The following is a 20,154-nucleotide window of genomic DNA, read 5'->3' as shown; positions in this document are numbered from 1 at the left end:
TCCGTGTGCCGAACGCTCGGCGGGCGCAGCATTATTGCAATGCGTAGATCTTGAGGATCTGGTCGGCAAACCAGGCGCTGCGGCGGGTGATGTCGCCGACGGTCCAGCGCTTCTTTATCTGTGTCCGCGTGCGCGTGCATGGTGTGCGCGTGCATGGCGTGCATCGTGTACGCCTCACATCATGTACGCGGGCGGCGCGGATTTTGTGCGCTTCAGGCGCGTCTCTCCAGGCTTTCTTATAGATCCCATGATTTCGCAGGTGCGGACAAAACAGGGATTGCAGTAGAGCACTGACAAGGGCAGAAGGATGCAGAGACAGTGGTGATGGGGAATGTAATGTTCTTCTGCGGAATATAGATGGGTTCACAAGGCGACATGCGAGCATAGTGATATGTGGGCGGGCGTGACGTTCTTGGGACAGCGGGTGTTCGTTGAAAGGGCGTGCCGCGCGCCGTGGATGAGCAGGCGCGCCGTAGTGGTAACTAGCTTGGAATGTGGTTATAATGTGACTCTGTATGCAATCAGCCGGCGGAATTGCGTGTGCTTTATGCCTGCGCCGGTTGAGGAACGAAGATTTTCATATCCATTTACGGAGTTTGGAGCACATCACATGGCATTGGGTACCAGCCCTGAACCGAAGGGCCTCGCAGATCCGCCTATCGACGACCTGATGAAGCGCACCAACCACAACAAGTACGCACTGGCCATCTTCGCCGCCAAGCGCGCTCGTCAGATCAACTCCTACTTCACCCAGCTCAACGAGGGCCTGTTGCAGAACGTGGGTCCGCTGGTGGAATACAAGAACAACGAGAAGCCGCTGTCCATCGCGTTCCGTGAGATCAACGACGGCCTGCTCGAGGAGACCCTGGGCGAGGACGACGCCAACGAAGGCAACTGATTCAGCGTATCTCGGCCATGTGCCCTCGGCATCCGCCCGCTGCGTGTAACGGATGACGGGAACGCTGGTGGGAACACTGGCGGGAACACAGACAGGAACGTTGACGGGAACAACACAGCCGGGACGAAAGATGCCGGATAAGGCACATGCACCGAACGTTTAATGTAACGGGATGGTGTGTGTGGCGCCATGCTGTTCGCACAATGCTTCGCACAGCGTTGCATGGGCATCATCCCAGGCGTTGAATGAGAAACGTTGCGATGGTGGGTGTCTGCTGGTGAAGACCAGCGGGCACCCACCATTTGCATATGGCGCGTTTTGCATATGGCGCGTTTTGCACATGGGGCAGTCGTGGTGGCCAAGCGGTGTGCAGGCAGCGCCCGAGCAATGCTTGGGCAACGCTTGGGCGTTGGTCGCACGGCGCGCGTTTGTGACGCGGCGGGGTCGCGTCGCGGCGAGGTCGCGTTTATGATGGGGGAGATGGATAGGGACCTGTCGCATTCTGTGGCGGGCTCAAACCGTCGAATCCTTACATCATCAAGTTTGCCGCAATAGGCTGTAAAGGAGACACCATGACCGAACCGCATCTCGTAACAGCGGAATCAGTGACAGAAGGGCATCCGGACAAGATCTGCGATCAGATTTCCGATGCCGTGCTTGACCAGCTGCTTGCCCAGGATCCCCATTCCCATGTGGCGGTGGAGACCTGTGCCACGGTGGGTGCGTTCATGGTGTTCGGCGAAGTGACCAGCAACGGCTACGTGGACATTCCTGCCACGGTGCGCACGGTGCTTCACCGCATCGGCTATACAAGCTCCGCGATTGGGCTGGATGCCGATTCCTGCGGCGTGCTTGTCTCCCTTACTGGGCAGTCCGCCGAGATCAACCAAGGCGTGAGCCGTGAAGCGCATTCTGATGAAGAACGCTATGAAACTCAGGGCGCCGGAGACCAAGGCGTCATGTTCGGCTATGCGTGCGACGAGACGGATGTACTCATGCCGTTGCCCATCACTCTGGCGCATCGCATGGCGCAGCGTTTGGCGAAGGTGCGCAAGGACGGCATTGTCCCGCATCTGCGCCCCGATGGCAAGACACAGGTGACCGTCGCCTACGACGATGAGGGGAATCCCCGGGACATCGAGACTGTGGTCGTCTCCACCCAGCATGATCCGGAAGTGCGCCAAGACTGGCTGCGCGACCAGTTGCGCGACGAAGTGATCGACCCTGTGCTTGACGAAATCTGCGGCACCAAGGTGCGTCACACCGGATACCGCATGCTTGTCAATCCCACAGGTTCGTTCGTGCTGGGCGGTCCTGCGGCGGATTCCGGCCTGACCGGTCGCAAGATCATCGTCGATACCTATGGCGGTGCTGCACACCACGGTGGCGGCGCATTCTCGGGCAAGGATCCGAGCAAGGTGGATCGTTCCGCAGCCTATGCGGCGCGTTGGGTTGCCAAGAACATCGTCGCCGCGCATCTTGCGCGCAGGGCAGAGGTGCAGGTGGCGTATGCAATCGGCGTCGCAGACCCCGTGGCGGTGAATGTTGACACCTACGGCACCGAATGCGATGGCGTGACTCGCGACCAGATCGAGAAGGCGGTGCGCGAGGTGTTCGACCTGCGTCCCGCCGCCATCATCGACGAACTCGACCTGCTGCGTCCGATTTACTCAAAGACAGCCGCATACGGCCATTTCGGCCGCACGGATGTGAAATTCCCCTGGGAGAGCACCGACCGCGCTCAGGCTTTGCGTGACGCGGCGCTCAAGGCGGCTCCGCAAGCTTGAGCGATAGCCCGGGAGCCACATGGGAGCAGCCGACGCTTGACGGACTGGAACCGCGCGGTCCGTCAAAGCGTCGTCGTGCCAGCGCCACGGCTGCAAAGCGCGCCGGTAAGCAACCGGCGTCGCACGACCCCATCGCTCACGTGATGCTGTATGAACAGGCGCCGCATCTGGGACGCACCTTCGACTACCTGGTGCCGCAGGACATGGCTGAGAAAGCCGTGCCGGGCGCTCGCGTGCGCGTGCCCTTCGGCCCCCGCCTTCTCGATGGATTCGTCTGGCAGCGGGGGCATTCCAGCGACGTCGACCCCGGTGCGCTCAAATACATCAAAACCGTCCAGACGCACGGTGCGTTGCTGGACGCTGCGATGCGCCGCGACATTGAATTGATTGCCGAGCATTTCGGCGGCACCGTGCCGAACATCCTGCGCGTGGCGGTGCCGCCGCGCGTCGCTTCCGTCGACAACCATCCGGCGAAAATCCGCCGCCGTGTGCGATGGGGCGATGGGCTGACGAAGACGGATGTCGAACAGACCGCCAGGATTCGTCGTCAATACACCGGTGCCGATGATGCGATAGCGGCCGTGGAGAGTGCCGGATGGCGCTGGGACGGCGCGACGCAGGCGCCGCGCATCATCTGGGACAGCCTACCGGGCGCCGACACGTGGGCGCAGGACATGGCGTGGACCGTCCTGCATGCCCTCATGGCGGGGCGGCCGGTGGTCGTGGTATTGCCTGATGAACGTCACGTGGCCCAGCTGGCGGGGGTCATGAATTCATGGGGGCTGCGCCGTTTCGCGCCATGTGCAGCAGAGACGACGGAAGCCCACAGCGACCCCGCGCGTGATGCCGAAACATGGCAAGGAGATTTCGCGGTGTTGCTTGGGTCGATTCCCGGCCTCCAGCGATACCGCGCGTACAAGGCGTTGGCGGCGGGCGTGGTGCAGTGCGCCATAGGCACGCGTGCCGTCATGTATGCCCCTGTCGGGGAGAACGCGCTGTTCGTGATCGTGGACGACATGGTGTATCAGAATGCTGATGGATTCATGCCGTATGCGAATGCTCGAGGGGTGCTGGAAGTGCGTGCGGGTGCGCATCATGGTGTGCTGATCGTTGCAGGGCATTGTCGCAGCGCACAGTCCCAATGGGACGCCGACCACGGTGCGGCACGGGTGCATGGCACCGATGAGGCGATAGATGAGTTGCTGCCGCGCATGGTGCGTCTGGATCGAGAGAAACTGGACAGCCTGCTCGATGCGACTGCCGGTTCCCGCATCCCCTCGACCGCCGTGACGATGCTTTCCAACGCCTTGGAACGCGGTCCCGTGCTGCTGTCACTGCCGAGCGACGCTCCGATGGATGCGCTGGTGTGCAGACAATGCCACGCCCGCGCTCGCTGCGCGCGCTGCCGGGGCCCGTTGGTGCGCGACACAATGGACCGCGAACGCTTGGTGTGTGATTGGTGTGGTTCCCCGGCCGGCGACTGGGTGTGTTCCGAATGCGGCGATAGCCATGTGCGGGGCATGCGAGTGGGGGCCCTGACGACAGTGGAGGAACTTGCCGGATTGTTCGGCAATGTGCCGATCGCGGTCTCAACTCAGGTGCAAGGAATCGTCGCGCGTGTCGATGCCGCGCCTAGGCTTGTCGTCGCCACACCATGGTGCGAACCATTCGTGCAAGGGGGTGATTACGCTGCGGTGGCATTGCTGGATGCATGGCAGAGCCGTTTCAAACAAGGCATTGATGCGCGCATCGACACACTTGTCGCGTGGATGCATGCCGCTTCTTTGACGGTGCCCGATTCCGATGGCGGCAGGGTGGTGCTCTTGGGCGACGCTTTTCCCGGTGTGTGGGAATCCATGGAACGCTGGGATCCGAGGATCCTAGGACGCGAAGAAATCGTGGAACGCACCCAGGCGTGTTTCCCGCCTGCGATAACCGCGGCGGATGTGTGGGGCAACCGCAAGGTCGTGCAGGCCGTCCTGCGTCAGATCGGCGCCCTTGACGGAGACATCTCCACCATCGAACCGCCCGCCATCCCGCCTTCGATCGATGCGGTGTTTTTCGAAGGGGAGTCTAAGGGAACCCTTGAGAGAGCCCCTGAGGGCACGGGCACTGCAACCCAGATGCCAAAAGGAACCGCGGATGCAGCGGGTGCGGTTGTTGCAGCGTCAGCACAGGCGGATGCGGCACAGGCGTTGCAGCAGTTCTTCCTGGGTCCCATGCCATCCGTGCTGGGGCCGATTCCGATGCCTCCGCCGAAAACAGTGACGGAACGGACCTTTGAAGGAATGGACGATCGCGTGCGGGCGGTGGTGCGAGTGCCCAACAGCCGTGCCGATGAGCTCGCCGAACGTTTGCACAAGGCGGCGGCGAAGCAAGCGGCAATGGGGTATCCTTTGGAATTGCGGTTCCAGATGTATCCCAAGGACTTCGCATAGGCACATCCTAGGCAACGGCATTCCTTTCGCAATGGCATTCCCTGCAAAGGATTCCCTGCAGGCTCCTTTCCATGCATTTTGCAGACGGATTCCCGCGTTTCCAAGTCCTGGAACAGTGCACAACACATCCAAGGAGATGCCGATGACTTGCCATGTTGATGACTATGCGGTGTGTGCCGAAGGTGCGGCAGCCAAGGCGCAAGGCGAGCCCATCACCGATGTGGTGTTCGATTTCGGTGAAGTTCTCACCATCTGGGATCCGCGCGCCGTGCTCTGCAGCCGATACGACAATGCGGCCATCGACCGTTTTCTTGACAACGCGACATCCGGCTTCAGCGACGTGTGCGACATGCGTGACGGCGGTGCCACGATCGAGGAAGCATACGAATACATGCGCCGCACGCATGGCGACCAATGGGCGAGCATGTACGCGTATTATTCGCGCAATTTCATGGATTCCCTTGTCGGATGTGTGCCGGGCGCCCGCAAATTGGTGCAGGATCTTTCCGATGCCGGCATCGGCACGTGGGGTCTGAGCAACTGGGCGAAAGATGATTTCGAGATCACTCGTCCGATGTTCCCGGTCTTCGACCTGCTCAACGGGTATGTGGTCTCCGGTTTCGAAGGCGTGCGCAAGCCTGACACGGCGATTTACGAACTGGCCATTGACAGGTTCGGAATCGACCGCGACCATGCGGTGTTCGTCGATGACAAGCCGGCGAATGTGGCTGCCGCCAATTCAGTGGGCATGCGTGCCATCCGCTTCGGCGGTGACCATGGCGTGTTGCGCAGCACTCTCGTTCGGGCAGGTGTGCGGATTCCCGCAGGGAATGCCCAGCCGGGCGACGCGGTAAGCTGATTCCATTCGCCGCATGGGCGTATGCCGGTCGCCGAGATCGGCGCGTCTCCATGCATTGAGCGCAGCCGTTGCTGCTGCAAGCGGCAGCGCCATCCGCTGCTGCCGTGTGTGCAGACGGCCATTGGCGCCGTGAGTTTAAGGTTTTGAGTTTAGGTTTAAGGAGCGTTTATGAGGATTTTGTTTGCTGGGACGCCTGACGTGGCGGTCGCCTCGCTGCGGCTGCTTGCCCAGGCCGGCGGTGACATTGAGGTTGTGGGCGTGCTCACCCGTCCGGATGCGCCACAAGGCCGAGGCAGGAAGCTGGCTCCCAGCCCTGTCAAGGTCGCGGCGCAGGAACTGGGCATCCCGGTGCTTGACAAGAATCCCCGCGACCCGGGATTCCTTGAGGATCTGACGGCGTTTGGCGCCCAGGCCGCTGCAGTCGTGGCATACGGCAACATCCTGAGTGCCCAAGTGCTTGCCGCCATGCCGCAAGGCTGGTATAACCTCCATTTCTCCCTGCTGCCGCAATGGCGTGGCGCCGCCCCGGTGCAGCGCGCCATCTGGTCCGGTGATACGCTGACCGGCGTCACCGTGTTCCGCATCACGGAAGGCATGGACGAAGGACCGATCCTTGCCCAGAGCACGACGGAAATCGGTGCGCATGAAACAAGCGGAGAGCTTTTCGCGCGCCTTGCCGAAGACGGCGGCCATCTGCTGTGCTCAGCGATGGAACTCGTGGCGCAAGGCCGCGCAGTACTCGTGCCTCAAGAGCCGGGGGCGTTTGAAGTGGCGGCGAAGATCCGCACCGATGACGCCCGCATTCGATTCGATGTGCCGGTGTTCGCGGCGGACCGTCAGATTCGCGCCTGCACGCCTGAGCCGGGCGCATGGTGCATGGTGCATTCCAGTGCCTCGGAAGCAGACGCTGCCGGAGTCAAACTGCATGTGGATGAAGCCCGACCGGTCGATGATGTCTCCACAGTGCCTGCCGACGTCGCGCAGCAGCTTGCGCAGGGCAAACCCGGTGCGCTCGTGACGAGCAAAAAGCACGTGTGGGTGTGCACGCGCACACAGCCATTGGAACTGCTGCGTGTGAAACCGCAAGGCAAACGCAGTATGCCCGCCGCCGATTGGGCGCGCGGCGCCCATCTGACCCCGGAGGCGTATTGTGACTGATCCGAACGCTTCGCGGCATCCGCGGACGCGTGCACAGAGCCATGCAAAAAGCCATGCACATGGCCACGCACAGAGCCGTGAAAAAGGTCATGCGTCTCAACAGCGCACGGCGGCCGATCCGCGCGTGGTGGCGTTCGATATTCTTTCGGACGTGCTGGGCGAAGACGCGTATGTGAACCTGCTGACACCGAAGGTTGTGGCGGCGAGCGGCATGAGCGCGAGGGATCGTGCGTTCACCACCGATCTGGTGTATGGCACGCTGCGTTGGATGCGCTTGCTTGATGCCATTGTGTGCGCTGCAGCGCGTCGCGATGCCGATGCAATCGATGCTTCATGCCTGACCGTGTTGCGGCTTGGCGCCTACCAAGCGCTGTTCCTAGGGGTGCCTGATCATGCTGCGGTTTCGTGCACGGTGGCGCTTGCCAAGAGACGTGTGGGTGCGCATGCCGGTGGTTTCGTCAACGCTGTGATGCATCGCATCGTGGGGCGCGACCGCAAGGAGTGGGAGTCCATCGTGGTGTCCCGCATACCGAAGGCGGATGCCGTGCAACGACTGGGTGTTCGATACAGCCATCCGGATTGGGTGGTGCGTGAACTCGAAGACTCATGGAAGGCGTCGGGCTATGCGGATTCAGCGGCGTACGGCATGGATCTTGGCGCGATGCTCGAACGCGACAATGAGCCGCCTGCTGTGACGCTTGTCGCCCGTCCGGGCCTCATTACGGTGGATGATCTGCGCGCTGAGCTTCCGCCGGATGCACACTGCGAGCCCGGGATGTGGAGCCCCTATGCGCTGCGTGTCAGGGCAGTGGCGCCGCAGGCGGTCGCCGCCGTGCAATCGCATCGTGCCGGTGTGGAGGATGAAGGGTCCCAGTTGGCCGCATTGGTGTTAGCGGCCGCGCCACTGGAACCTGTGGCGGGTGGACGCTCGATCGGTGATGCATCTGCAGACATCGCCGAGAACCCTGATGTGCGGTGGCTTGACATGTGCGCCGGGCCGGGCGGCAAAACGGCGTTGCTGGCCAGTCTTGCGGCGCTGCGTGGCGCCAAGGTGACGGCAAACGAGCCATCCCATCATCGTGCACAATTGGTGCGAGAGAACGTGAGCGCGGTGCCGGAAGGCATCGATCAGGTGAGTGAACGCGATGGCGCGGCGTTCGGCAAGGCAATGCCGGGAGCCTTTGACAGAGTCCTGGTGGATGCGCCCTGCTCGGGGCTTGGCGCCTTGCGTCGCAGGCCTGAGGCGCGATGGCGCAAGCAGGCCGAAGACATTGCCGCGCTGACGGAAGTGCAAAAAGGACTGTTGGCCTCTGCTTTGAGGGCGGTGCGCCCCGGAGGGGTCGTGGCATACGTGACCTGCTCGCCGGTGCTGGATGAAACCGTCCGTGTGGTGGACGCGGTGCTTGCCGATGCCACGGAGAATGCCGATGTCACCGCCGTTCGTTGCGATGCCCGGGGCATTTTGAAACGCGTGGTGCGCGATGGCGCGCGCATCCCCGTGCCGGAAGGCTCCGGCGATGTGCAGCTGTTCGAACAGATTCACGACACTGACCAGATGTTCATCGCCGTGTTGCGCCGCGTGCGGTAGAGAAAAGAAAAGGGCCGCCATCCGGAGTAGATGGCGGCCACTCAAAGAATCTCCGCGACATCATTGTCGCAGGATCCGGCAGAACGAATCCTGCCTGTCGAGAATCTGGAAGCGTAGAGGGGAAAGGGAGAGACAAAACCTCATGCTTCCGGCTGCGATACCGTCCTCACAAGCGCATAAACAAAGAATCCGAGTGATAGGGAGTTGAAAATAGACCCTTTGTTTTACAACCACCGAAGTGATTGACGCTTGCGGCTCTTGAACCGCAGTTAAATTCTCATCCCAGCAAAGTGTTAATGGAGTTGCTCTTTGCTGTTGCCTTTAACTATAGCCGTCGAACTTCCTTATGGAGTACACAAATCAAAATAATTAGTAAAGAAGTACACAAAAAATTGTGAATTGTATAATGAAAAATTATGCAAACAAGTCTGTTTACTAGTAAACAATACTGAAAACAAGCGTGAGTAAGCGGCGGAAACCCTTGGGATAAGTGGCTTTTCTTGCCCAATTGACAATCTGGGCAAAGTCTGAAAGTCCATCGCGCGTAATCAATGACGGTGAAGGAAAAACTTACCCGCTCGGCGTGTCGCCATGGCTGCTTACCGTTGCAATTCCAAGGCGTGTCGCGGCGTGTCGCTCGAACAATCCGAGAATGTCAAACGATGGGTAAAACGTTCGATTATCAACGTAGCTTTGAATGGCTCAGAGACGAAAGGTCGACGTCGCGACGATTGCTGACAGCGGGGGAATCATCCATGTTTGCGTAGGTAAATTTTCGATATTTCTGTTCGAGATGTTTACTTGACCGATATGCATTTTCGTGCTAACAAACAGAATCGCGACAGGGGCAATCGGGCTGACGCCCAGCGAACGAACGCAGACAAACGCAGACAAACGCAGACAAACGCAGACAAACGCAGACAAACGCAGACAAACGCAGACAAACGCAGACAAACGCAGACAAACGCAGACAAACGCAGACAAACGCAGACAAACGCAGACAAACGCAGACGCGACATGCCATGAGCATTCCTCGCGTCCCCTTGCATCCGCCTGCCAGCACGGTGTTGGCTTCAGGTTTCGGCTTCAGGTGTTTGGCTCCAGTATTCGGCCTCAGCGGTCTTCTGCGTCGATGATGGGCAGGGCGAGGCGCAGGTCGCGTTGCGTGATGCTGTGGGGTGCGGCTTGCTGCACCACGGGCTTGGCGCAGAACGCGATGCCGATGCCGGAAGCGAGAATCATCGGGATGTCGTTCGCACCGTCGCCGATGGCGATGGTGCGATCCATCGGCACGCCATCCGATCGAGCCCACGCGCGCAATGCGGCCAGTTTTGATTCCTTCGTCACGATGTCGCCGTCCACTTCACCCGTGAGACGGCCGTCGCGCACCATGAGCCTGTTGGCGAGGCAATGATCGAGGTGCGCCCGTTCCACAAGTGAATCAGCGACTTCATGGAATCCACCGGACACCACTCCGACCTTCCATCCGCGCCTATGGCATTCGTCCACGAAGTCAAGCGCGCCATTGGTGAAATGCGTCTGCGACAGCACGCGGTCGAACACATCGGTGGACAGTCCCTTGAGAAGGGCGACGCGTTCGCGCAGCGCCTGCTTGAAGTCGATTTCGCCTCGCATGGCGCGCTCGGTGATGCCCGCAATGAGGTCCCCATGGCCAGAGGCTTCGCCCAGAAGGTCAATGACCTCCTCGTCAATGAGCGTGGAATCGATATCCATCACCACAAGGCGCGATGGCGTGGCGTTGGTGTGCAGGGGCTGGGTCATTTGTCGCTTTCGTGTTGTGCCGGTCTGCGCGTGGTGCGCGGGCGGCGAATTGTGTGCGTGCAATCGGCGCGGTGTGTCTGTTGCGTCGTTGCCGGTTGGTTGTCAGTTGGTTATCTGCCGTTTTGTTATGCGTTGGTTTGCCTGTGTCTGTTGGTCGACGCGCGTTGTCCTGAGGCCGGTTCGTCGATGGCAGTTTCGGCCAAGGCACAAGCCGGGGTGCGTCGCACGCAGATGACATGCGATGGTCCGCGCGTTTTCTACGGGAAACACAAACGGAAAACATAACGATTCTACACGTGGGCTGAATATTGGGAAAGGCGTGCCGCGCGCAGCGGAACACAGATCAGTCGTGAAGACAAGATCAGCAGTGGAGCCAAGGCAAACAGTGAAGTCAGGATGCGCCGCAAGGCCGACACACACAGCGGCATCAACGCACGCACGCTAGAGTCAAAGCGACGTGCGGCGCGAAGAATCGGCTTTCGGTTTGCGCCGCGGTTTGTATAGGCTGGTATGGCAGGCTGCGATGGCCTGAATCGCTTGAGCTCAAAGAAAGGGCTCAATCGGACGAGCAAGGAGCGAACATGGTCGATCGAGTGGAGGATCTTGCCGAGCAGCTCGATGCATTGAGGGAACGCAATCATGCCCTTGCCGCGGCTTTGACGAAGGCGGGCAAGGAGCTGAGCGACGCCCGCACGCGGCTCAACGATTTGGCGCATCCGCCGATGACGTATGCGATGTTCATACGGGTGGATGAAGCCAAGATCGATCGCGGGGAGCAGAAGGCCACAGCTGAAGTCGCGCAAGGAACGCGCCGCATGATCGTGGTGGTGTCGCCGCAGGTGCGCGTCGACAGGCTCCAGCCGGGGGAGGAAGTGCTGCTCAACGACAGCCTGGTGCTGGTGCGGGCATGCGGAATGCCGCGCGCGGGTTCCGTGCGCCGTGTGAAAGGCTTGCTGGGCGCCGGCAGACTGGTGCTGGAGGATTCCGCCGGCGGGCGCAGCGTCGCATTGCGCGGGGCTGCACTGACGGATCTCGACATCGCGGTGGGCGATGACGTGATGGTGGATTCCACAGGCGCATATGCCGTGGAGACGCTCCCACGCGAAGACGTTGACGATCTGGTGCTCGAAGAGGCGCCGGACGTGACCTTCGACGACATCGGCGGACTCGACCGCCAGATCGAACGCATCCGGGATGCCGTGGAGATGCCGTTCCTGCATCGCGACCTGTATGAGCATTACGGTCTGCGTCCCCCGCAGGGCGTGCTGTTGTATGGTCCTCCTGGCAATGGCAAGACCCTCATCGCCAAGGCCATCGCGCACTCATTGTCCCAAGGCTTTGGCGATTCCGGGCGTGCAGGTGTGGTGCCGGGCGTGTTCCTGTCGGTCAAGGGGCCGGAGATTTTGAGCAAATACGTGGGCGAGGCGGAGCGCATCATGCGCCTTGTGTTCGCCCGGGCGCGTGAACGGGCGGCCCAAGGGGTGCCGGTCATCGTGTTCATCGATGAGATGGATTCGTTGCTACGCACCCGTGGCAGTGGTGTGTCCTCGGACGTGGAGACGACTCTCGTGCCTCAGTTCCTCAGCGAACTCGATGGCATCGAAGCATTGCACAACGTCGTGGTGATCGGCGCGTCGAATCGCGTGGACATGATTGACCCGGCTGTGTTGCGGCCGGGACGCTTGGACGTCAAGGTGCGCATCGATCGGCCGGATCGTTCCGCAGCGGCGGATATCCTAGGCCGTTACATTACCTCTGACCTGCCTATAGCGCAGGGCGAGACCGTTGAGGGGCTCATCGACGCGGTGGTGGACGATGTATACGAGAAATCACATCGCCGGCACATCTGCGCCGTGTACAACTCGGAAGGCGTGCGCCATGATGTGTTCCTGACGGAGTTGGCATCCGGTGCGATGCTGCGCAGCATCGTGGACCGTGCGAAGATGAGCGCGCTCAAGCGTTCCTTGGGGCAGGACGAGGCCGCGGCATTGACCAAACGCGACCTGCTTGAGGCGGTGCAGCAGGAATTCGTCGAATCCTCGGATGCCGCAAGTCAGGCGTATACGTCGCAGAATGTGAAGCAGTGGGCGCGCATCGCCGGCATTGGCGACGACGTGGCGCAGGTGGTGCTCTCCTCGGGCGACACGGTGCCCACAGGCGGTGGTGCGAGCTTCACGGAGGACGGAGGCATCAAATGACGCTTGAAAGCTCTGAAAACACGAATCCGGATACGGCATATTCGGGTTTGGATGCCGCCGGCGGAACGGCGCGCATCGATCCGCAGCAGGGCATCGTCCCCCCAGGGCCGCGCAAGGCGCCAGACCATTCCTCTGCATCACCGGCACGCAGCCCCATGGGCGTCATCGGCATCGAGACCGAATATGCCGTCAGCGACAAGACCGACCCCCATGCCAATCCCATCGAACTGAGCCATGATGTCATTGCCGCGGCAGGTGAGGGACAGGCTGCCGCAATCCGCTGGGATTACGGCATGGAGGATCCGGTGAACGATGCGCGTGGCATGAGACTGCAACGCGCCCAAGCCGATCCGAGCATGCTGACGGATTCCCCTCAGTTGCGCGCCACAAACCGGCTCCAGGCCAACGGAGCGCGCATCTATGTGGACCATGCACATCCCGAATATTCCGCGCCCGAATGCATCGGTCCTTTCGACGCACTGCTGTATGACCGCGCGGGCGACGAATTGATACTCCGTGCGGCGCGGCTCGCTTCCCAGCGCACCGGCAGGAGCATCGTGCTGCATCGCAACAACACGGACGGCAAGGGCGCCAGCTGGGGCGCTCACGAAAACTACCTCATGCCCCGCGCCGTGCCGTTCGACACAATCGCGGCATTGTTCACCACTCATGCGGTGACCCGGCAGATCTTCACCGGTGCCGGGCGCGTGGGCATTGGAGAGAAATCGGAGGGCGAGGGCTTCCAGCTGTCCCAAAGGGCAGATTTCTTCCACTCGAAAATCGGGTTGCAGACCACATTCGACCGTCCGATCGTCAACACACGGGATGAATCCCATGCCACGGAGCAATTCCGCCGGTTCCATGTGATCGCTGGCGACGCCAACCGCATGGACGTGCCGGAGGCCCTCAAGCTGGGCACCACCGCCATCGTCGTGTGGCTTGCCGGGGCGCTGGACGCCGCAGGCTTCGATACCGCACAGACATTGCAGCATCTGACCCTCGCCGACCCCGTGAAAGCCATGCACACGGTGTCGCATGACCTGACGCTGCGCGTGCCGCTGCAGATGGCGGACGGCACCACGCGCACCGCCTGGCAGATACAGGTGGCGTTGCGCTCCCAGGTGTATGCTGCTGCGTCGCAGATCTGGGGCTGCACCTCCGTGGGGGAGCCTCTGTGGCCGGATGAAGACACGGCGCGCATCATGCACATGTGGGGTGTGGCGCTGACGGACATCGGGCGCGTCATGAACGCAGACGAGGACGAGCGACTGGGGCTTTCCGATGAAGCGGGCAGGTTGGAATGGCTGCTCAAATGGCAGGTGATGCAATCGCTGCGCAACAGGCGCTCGCTGCCGTGGTCCGATGCCCGCCTGCGTGCCATAGACATCGCATGGGCGGCGTTGGATCCCAAGGGGTCGGTATTCGAAACGGTGCGGCGGCGTGCGCAGTCCCTGGTGGAACCGCGGAAAATCCTTGCCGCCGCGGGGACTCCTCCGGCAAACACCCGCGCCTGGCTACGGGGCGTCTTGGTGGGATCATGCCCCCAGGCCGTGTATTCGGCAGGATGGAGCCGAATCACGGTGCGCGACACGGGCGGGACCTTGCACGTGATCGATTGCTCCGACCCCTGCGGCCACACTGAATCAGCCTATGGCGAACAGGCGCGGCGATTCCTCGAATCGTGGAAGGCGGAATCCTAAGGCACAAAGTCTCGGAGCTCAAAATCACAGCGCGCAGAGCCCCAGAACACAGGCGGAACGCGTGAACGCCTGACGTTGCGACATGTGTTCACGCGCGCAATGGTGTTCGTCTGCGCAATGTGGTGAGACACGTCAGCGTGTCTGGCATCGCCATGCATGGTCATGGGCATGACAGCGGATAAAATGGATTGCGTTAATCAAAGAAAGACACAAGAATCACGCAGCGAAAGCCAGAAAACGCGGCACGCGCAGTAAGAAGACGCACCGATACATCCCCCATGTGGTGATACACACGATGACACGCATGAGGTAAGACGCATGAGGACACATGCGGAGAACGGTCGCGTGAAAGCCATGGGCATACATGCGCCAGCATTGCGCTCGTCGCGTCTGTGCACTGCGCATGTCAGCCGAATTGGGATCGGCATGGCTGCGCTGCGGAACGCACGATAACCCAGACACCGCATGATGCGCGGGCCGTTGTGTCACACGCGGCCCGTTGGAAAGGACAAGACGTATGGCGAACATCATCAACCCCAATCCGTCACTGCCTTCAAGCCAGCGCAGCGACTCCGTGGACGCCGAGCGTGCGCTCAACACGTCCGACACGAACCTCTTGCGTTCGCTGACATTCGAAATCTCCACGGTTGCCAACCATGTGGGCGACCAGGTGATGCGCTCGCAGCTGCGACCGCACGGCACGCAAGCCAAACAGGACGAGCCTGGGGCGGCGTTCACCACCGATTTGAGCGACACCATCATGAGCATGCTGCGCGCCGAGGTGAGCGCGATCGACCCGCTGAAGGGCTTCTGGGAGGATGGCGGCGCCGACCTCACGCCGGGTAACCGGTATTGGAGCCTGTGCCCGCTCGATGGCACGATCAACTACCTGCGCAACCTGAGCGAATGGACCATCACCATCGCAATCTTGGAAGTGAACGAATTCCACCAGGTATATCCGGTACTTGGCGTCGTTTACGCACCCGCCCTGGGTCTCATGTATCTGGCGGCGCGTGGTGAAGGCGCCATCCGCATTCGCCATTCGCCCCAAGGTGACGAGAAGCGCGAGGCGGTGATTCCCTCCGCTGCGAAGACGCTGCGCGGCTCGGTCATTTGCTTCGGCATGTCATACTTCCCCGAGGAATCCAAGTTGGCTTTGAATGCCGCCGCATCCATGGCGGGGCTGCCCGCCGACATCAAGCGCATTGGGCCGGCTTCCCTTGATCTGTGCAAGGTTGCGGATGGCACGTATGACGCGTACTTCGAGCCGGCCTTGCACTCCTGGGATGTGCCGGCGGTCGCCGCCGCGACGGTGGTCGTATGGGAGGCACAGGGCACCCTCGAACGCTGGGACGGCAATCAGATCGCTTGGGACAGTGATAACGATGTGCTCGCCACGAATGGCGTGCTGCGTGACGAGATTCGCGAATATCTGAACAAAGCGGCACACGCCTCGGATGCTGCAGCGGACTAGGCGATTCTGCGCTACGCTTCGCCTCACGCTTCATCTCGCGCTTTTATGAGGTAAGGTAGCCACGGTGACCAATCGTTCAGGTCGCGGTCTTGACAGGGCAAACCCGCCGGCGATTTAACCGGCGGAATCCACTGACCCCGGCCGGCCAGCATGGGCATATGCATGATTTGGAGGTAGCAATGCCGCAGGAACACAAGCCGGTTCAGCAGACGAACGTGCAGGGCGCGCAGACGCAACAGGAGCAGTCCCTGGCGGTTGAACAGGGACAGGTCAATCCGGCCGCCCAATATGCTGATGTTGCCGAAGGACTCGACTCCGTGCTTGACGACATCGAGTCCGTGCTGGAAAACAACGCGGAGGATTACGTGAATCATTTCGTGCAGAAGGGCGGCGAGTGAACCGTGCCGCAGCTTCGCGACAGCAGGTCGAGGGTGTCGCGGTCCGAAAGCCATGCGATGGACATGACTCTCCGTCGCATCTTCGGAATCGAGACGGAATACGGCATCTCCGTCACTGACGCCGACCGTGACCCTGACCCGGGCACGGTGGCGATGATCATGTTCCGGCCCATTGTGGCGGCAAGCCGGAGCACCAACACTTATACGCCCAACGGTTCCCGCCTGTATGTTGACGTTGGATCCCACCCCGAGTACGCCACCGCCGAGGCGCGTCGGCCAATCGACGCCCTGCGGCTGGATGCCGCGGGGGAGAGCACGATGCGTTCGCTGGCGATGCAGGCGCAGGACCTGCTCCGGGAGCAATACGGGCCCCGTACGCGCATCCACGTATATAAAAACAATCAGGACAGCGCCGGCCATTCTTTCGGATGCCACGAAAACTACTTGGTGCGTCGCGACATTTCACTGTCATTGCTGGGCGAGCAGCTCATACCGTTCCTCGTCACCCGACAGCTGTACACAGGTGCCGGCACATGGTCCGCCGACGGGCAGTTCCAACTGTCACAGCGCGCCGACTTCCTTGACGATGCAATCTCCGCATCCACGACGCGTTCACGACCGATGATTAACACGCGCGACGAACCCCATGCGGATTCCGACATGTATCGCAGGCTGCACGTGATCCTGGGGGATTCCAATAGGTCGCAGATTGCCACGTGGATGAAGCTGACATGTACGCATCTGGTGCTGTGCATCCTCGAATACTGCACGCATCATTGCCTTGACACCGGACTGGCCGGCATGGCGTTGGCTGATCCTGGCAAAGCCATCAAGACGGTAAGCCATGACCCGCACGGCACGGCGGTGCTGGACATGGCGGATGGTTCTCGCAAATGCGCGTTGGAAATTCAAAACACGTATCTGCGCGTCGCTGACCGGTTCGTGCGTGACCATGGCGACGACATAGCCCTCAACATCGCCGATGCGCCTGAATGCTTGGAACTGTGGGGCAAGGCGTTGGACGCCGTTCACTTTTCGGACATCACAGAACTCGCCACATGGGTGGATTGGGCGGCGAAATACCGTTTCGTGCAATCCATGCAACTGCGGCATCCCAACCTTTCCGTCGCAAGAATCCGGCAATTCGACCTTGACTACCATGATGTGGCCAACGGGCATATCTTCGATTCGCTGGTATCCCATGCGCAAATGCGCACGATGCTCACCGAAAGTGATGTGGAGCGGGCTCGCACCACGCCGCCCAGTGACACGCGAGCTGCGCTGCGCGGTGCGTTCGTGACGGCGGCGAACAATGCGCCGGGGTGCACATGGAGTGCCGATTGGACCCATGTGAGCGCTTCCGTGCCCGGTGCGAAGTCGCGCGAAGCGGAGATGCTCGATCCCTTTGACTCCCAGCCAAGCGACGACTACAAGAAGGTCATGGAACTCGTGAGCGGAGCCGCGGACTAGCCGGGCGCTTCCGGGCGCTTCCGGGCGCTTCCGGGCGCTTCCGGGCGCTTTCAGGCGCTCAGCGGGTGAGGATCGCCAGATAATGCTCGCGGTTCTCCAACGGCACATCCGCCGACCACTGGAATCTCGGTTCAAGCGCGTGCAGTGAATCGCCACGGTCCGCGCCCCATGTGAATCGAGAACCGGTGGCGCTGATGGAAGGCATTATCGCGGTCATTGCCGCTCGTGGTGTCAGTGCCTCCGCCACGAACATGGCGTGCGGGAACGCATCCGCCGCGACGTGGAGGATGCTGCGCATCTGCTGGTCGTTGAGATACATGGACAGCCCCTCCATGAGCACGAGAACGGGCTGGTGCATCGGCATGTCATCTGGCTGCGCTTCGGCGGTGTGTGCAGTGGCGCGTGTAGCGGTACGTGTAGTGGTACGCAGCTGCGCCAGCTGGTTGTTGATTTTTTCTGCCCATGCGGTTGTCGTGGCGTCCGCGGCGATGTTGAACAGGTTCTTGCTGTGTCCCAGCAGCCGCGCGCGGGCATCCGCCACATCCGGCAGATCTACGTTGAACCACGTCACGTCGGCGGTGTGCAGACGGTGGAAACGAGTGTCGAGCCCCGCCGCAAGGTTCACCACCACGCCGTGCGGATAGGCGGCGATGTATGAGGCGGTCAGGGAGTCCAGCGCAAGTGTGCGCGCGACCACTGCCTGTGACAGCGCTTCATCCCGCGCGGCTGTGGAGAAGTCGAAGTTCAATCGACGAAGAAGGCTCATTGCCAAGGCGTCGGACATGCGGAATGCGCGGATTGCCAAGGTTTGCAGCATGGTCTGTGACACGCCGCGCAAGTTGACCGTGTGAGAAGGCATGGCCCGCATGCGCAGAATGGCGTGTGCATTGGGCAAATCCGCGCCCAGCGAAGTGGCGGTGCGCTGCATGGAGATGTTGTGCTGGGGCTTGGGGCTCTGAACGTGAAGTTGCTGGGTGAGCATGGTGTGTCTCTCTTTCTTAAGTTTGGGCTACGGGTGGCGAAAGCGGCTGCCGCGGCTTTCCAATCAGTACGCTGATTGTGCCGGATGCATTGCTTTGTGCGGGTTGCAAGGTTGCCGGTGATGCGGCGGATTCATGCGGTGGATTCATGCGGTGGATTCAACAGATGGATTGCATATGTGCTGGGGAATCCATTGTGCTGGGGAATCCACTGGTTGTGGCAGGGATGGGGCAGCGGTGGCGATGGGCGGAGGTGCGAATGACCTACAGCCGCAAAACGGGGCGTATGTTGACGCGGATGCCCGCGTTTGCGATGCATTCAAATATGCGGGGACCGATCGCGTCGAAGCTGCCGCGCGATTACGCGATTAATCGAGTGCGGGATTAACGCTGAATGAGGCTGCGACAACAACGCATTGATGCGACATTGCAACAAGACGGTGCAGCCATATGTGCGTCACAGCAGACAAAGGAGAGGGCGGTGTGATGCATGGAAGTGGTGAAAGCCATGATGCTCCTCCTTTGTTATTGGTGACCAGTGTGTGGCGGCCAGATGCTGTCTGACGGCCAGTGCCTGATGTCTCAGGCTTTGCTATGGCGGGTTCTTTGGTCCCGCCGTTGATAAGGTCAGGATACCATACGTGTGTTAATTCGCTCGGCAATGCTTCCGGCCATTTGTTCGTCGAGCGTGACGACCATCCAATAAGAGGCGCACTGCCAAGCCACTATGCATGACAGTGCGCCTCTTGCGCGTGACGACAGACCAGTCTGTACGAGAGGTCAGAACTACTCCTGCTCGGAAACAGCCTTCTTCAGCAGGGAGCCCGGGGTCAGCTTCACGCCGTAGCCTGCGGGGATGTCGATGACCTCGCGGGTGCGGGGGTTGCGGCCCTTGCGAGCAGCGCGCTCAACGCGGGAAGCGGTGAGGATGCCGGTAAGGCGCAGGCCTTCGCCGCTCTTGAGGGACTCGACGAGCACATCTTCGAAAGCGTTGACTGCATCCTCAGCCTGGGCCTTGGTCAGGTTAGCCTTCTGTGCGATCTTCGACACGAGTTCGGACTTGTTGTATGCCATGTGCACACCCTTCTCTTTTGGGGCTTCCGGGTGGATGCCCAGTTTCCAAGGGTCTCCCAGACTGGAAAACCCTGAATCACACTAGAGATATTACTTCAAAATTGCCCCAGAAACGGCATTTTCTTTGATATTTCAGTGATTTTTGGGCAAATCTGTGAGAATCGTCGGCAGCGTGTGTCCTTCTGGTTTCTCACAGTGCGTTTGTTGTGCGAAAAATGGATCGATAAACGGGCGCGGAACAGGGAAGAGACTGGGAAGGAATGGGGAAGAGAAGGGGTGAACAGGGAAAGAACAGGGGAGGAGCAGGTATGTGGGCGAAGGAACGGAGGGCGGATCGGTGAGCGGACGGA

The 20,154-nt window shown here is 60.8% G+C and carries 14 protein-coding genes; 11 read left to right on the top strand and 3 right to left on the bottom strand.

Features of this window, described 5'->3' with window-relative positions:
• Window positions 1-610: 610 nt before the first annotated feature.
• From rpoZ to CLV65_RS04865, 6 genes are all read left to right on the top strand, one after another.
• Complete coding sequence (rpoZ, locus tag CLV65_RS04890) at window positions 611-898, top strand: DNA-directed RNA polymerase subunit omega (RefSeq protein WP_094690832.1); 288 nt, start codon at window positions 611-613, stop codon at window positions 896-898.
• A 572-nt stretch (window positions 899-1,470) separates the two neighbouring features.
• Window positions 1,471-2,685, top strand: a complete 1,215-nt coding sequence (gene metK, locus CLV65_RS04885) for a methionine adenosyltransferase (protein ID WP_094690831.1) — start codon at window positions 1,471-1,473, stop codon at window positions 2,683-2,685.
• A complete protein-coding gene (locus CLV65_RS04880; protein WP_094690830.1) occupies window positions 2,682-5,123 on the top strand; it encodes a primosomal protein N' family DNA-binding protein in 2,442 nt (813 codons plus the stop codon). The genes metK and CLV65_RS04880 overlap by 4 nt, the downstream gene beginning before the upstream one ends.
• Window positions 5,124-5,265: 142 nt before the next feature.
• A complete protein-coding gene (locus CLV65_RS04875) occupies window positions 5,266-5,982 on the top strand; it encodes an HAD family hydrolase (protein ID WP_244569105.1) in 717 nt (238 codons plus the stop codon).
• Between the two features lie 168 nt (window positions 5,983-6,150).
• Window positions 6,151-7,140: a methionyl-tRNA formyltransferase gene (fmt, locus tag CLV65_RS04870; protein ID WP_094690829.1), complete on the top strand. Its 990-nt coding sequence runs from the start codon at window positions 6,151-6,153 to the stop codon at window positions 7,138-7,140.
• Entirely contained in the window at window positions 7,133-8,728 is a 1,596-nt protein-coding gene (locus tag CLV65_RS04865; RefSeq protein WP_211278396.1) for an RsmB/NOP family class I SAM-dependent RNA methyltransferase, read from the top strand. The genes fmt and CLV65_RS04865 overlap by 8 nt, the downstream gene beginning before the upstream one ends.
• 1,113 nt (window positions 8,729-9,841) lie before the next feature.
• Here the strand turns inward: CLV65_RS04865 and serB are convergent.
• Window positions 9,842-10,510, bottom strand: coding sequence for a phosphoserine phosphatase SerB (gene serB / locus CLV65_RS04860; protein WP_094690828.1), 669 nt, complete (start codon window positions 10,508-10,510; stop codon window positions 9,842-9,844).
• Between the two features lie 581 nt (window positions 10,511-11,091).
• On the opposite strand from serB, the gene arc reads away from it, so the two are divergent.
• From arc to CLV65_RS04835, 5 genes are all read left to right on the top strand, one after another.
• Window positions 11,092-12,708 (top strand): proteasome ATPase, encoded by a 1,617-nt coding sequence (gene arc, locus CLV65_RS04855; protein ID WP_094690827.1) that lies wholly within the window; start codon window positions 11,092-11,094, stop codon window positions 12,706-12,708.
• Window positions 12,705-14,408 carry a depupylase/deamidase Dop gene (gene dop / locus CLV65_RS04850; RefSeq protein WP_094690826.1) on the top strand — a complete coding sequence of 568 codons (1,704 nt, stop codon included), beginning with the start codon at window positions 12,705-12,707 and terminating at the stop codon, window positions 14,406-14,408. Before arc ends, dop begins: the two co-directional genes overlap by 4 nt.
• Window positions 14,409-15,081: 673 nt before the next feature.
• Window positions 15,082-15,882 (top strand): inositol monophosphatase family protein, encoded by an 801-nt coding sequence (locus tag CLV65_RS04845; protein ID WP_094690954.1) that lies wholly within the window; start codon window positions 15,082-15,084, stop codon window positions 15,880-15,882.
• A 179-nt stretch (window positions 15,883-16,061) separates the two neighbouring features.
• Entirely contained in the window at window positions 16,062-16,280 is a 219-nt protein-coding gene (locus tag CLV65_RS04840; RefSeq protein ID WP_094690825.1) for a ubiquitin-like protein Pup, read from the top strand.
• Window positions 16,281-16,283: 3 nt separating this feature from the next.
• On the top strand, window positions 16,284-17,750 hold the full coding sequence (locus CLV65_RS04835) for a proteasome accessory factor PafA2 family protein (protein WP_094690824.1): 1,467 nt from the start codon (window positions 16,284-16,286) through the stop codon (window positions 17,748-17,750).
• A gap of 58 nt (window positions 17,751-17,808) precedes the next feature.
• Here the strand turns inward: CLV65_RS04835 and CLV65_RS04830 are convergent, their stop codons facing one another.
• Complete coding sequence (locus CLV65_RS04830) at window positions 17,809-18,732, bottom strand: class I SAM-dependent methyltransferase (RefSeq protein WP_094690823.1); 924 nt, start codon at window positions 18,730-18,732, stop codon at window positions 17,809-17,811.
• A 784-nt stretch (window positions 18,733-19,516) separates the two neighbouring features.
• On the bottom strand, window positions 19,517-19,804 hold the full coding sequence (locus CLV65_RS04825) for an HU family DNA-binding protein (RefSeq protein ID WP_094690822.1): 288 nt from the start codon (window positions 19,802-19,804) through the stop codon (window positions 19,517-19,519).
• Between the last annotated feature and the right edge of the window lie 350 nt (window positions 19,805-20,154).

Origin of the sequence: Pseudoscardovia suis (genome assembly GCF_002797875.1) — a bacterium.
GTDB classification, from domain to species: domain Bacteria; phylum Actinomycetota; class Actinomycetes; order Actinomycetales; family Bifidobacteriaceae; genus Pseudoscardovia; species Pseudoscardovia suis.
Note: the sequence above shows the minus strand (reverse complement) of the source record. Positions and strands in the feature narration are given on the sequence as shown.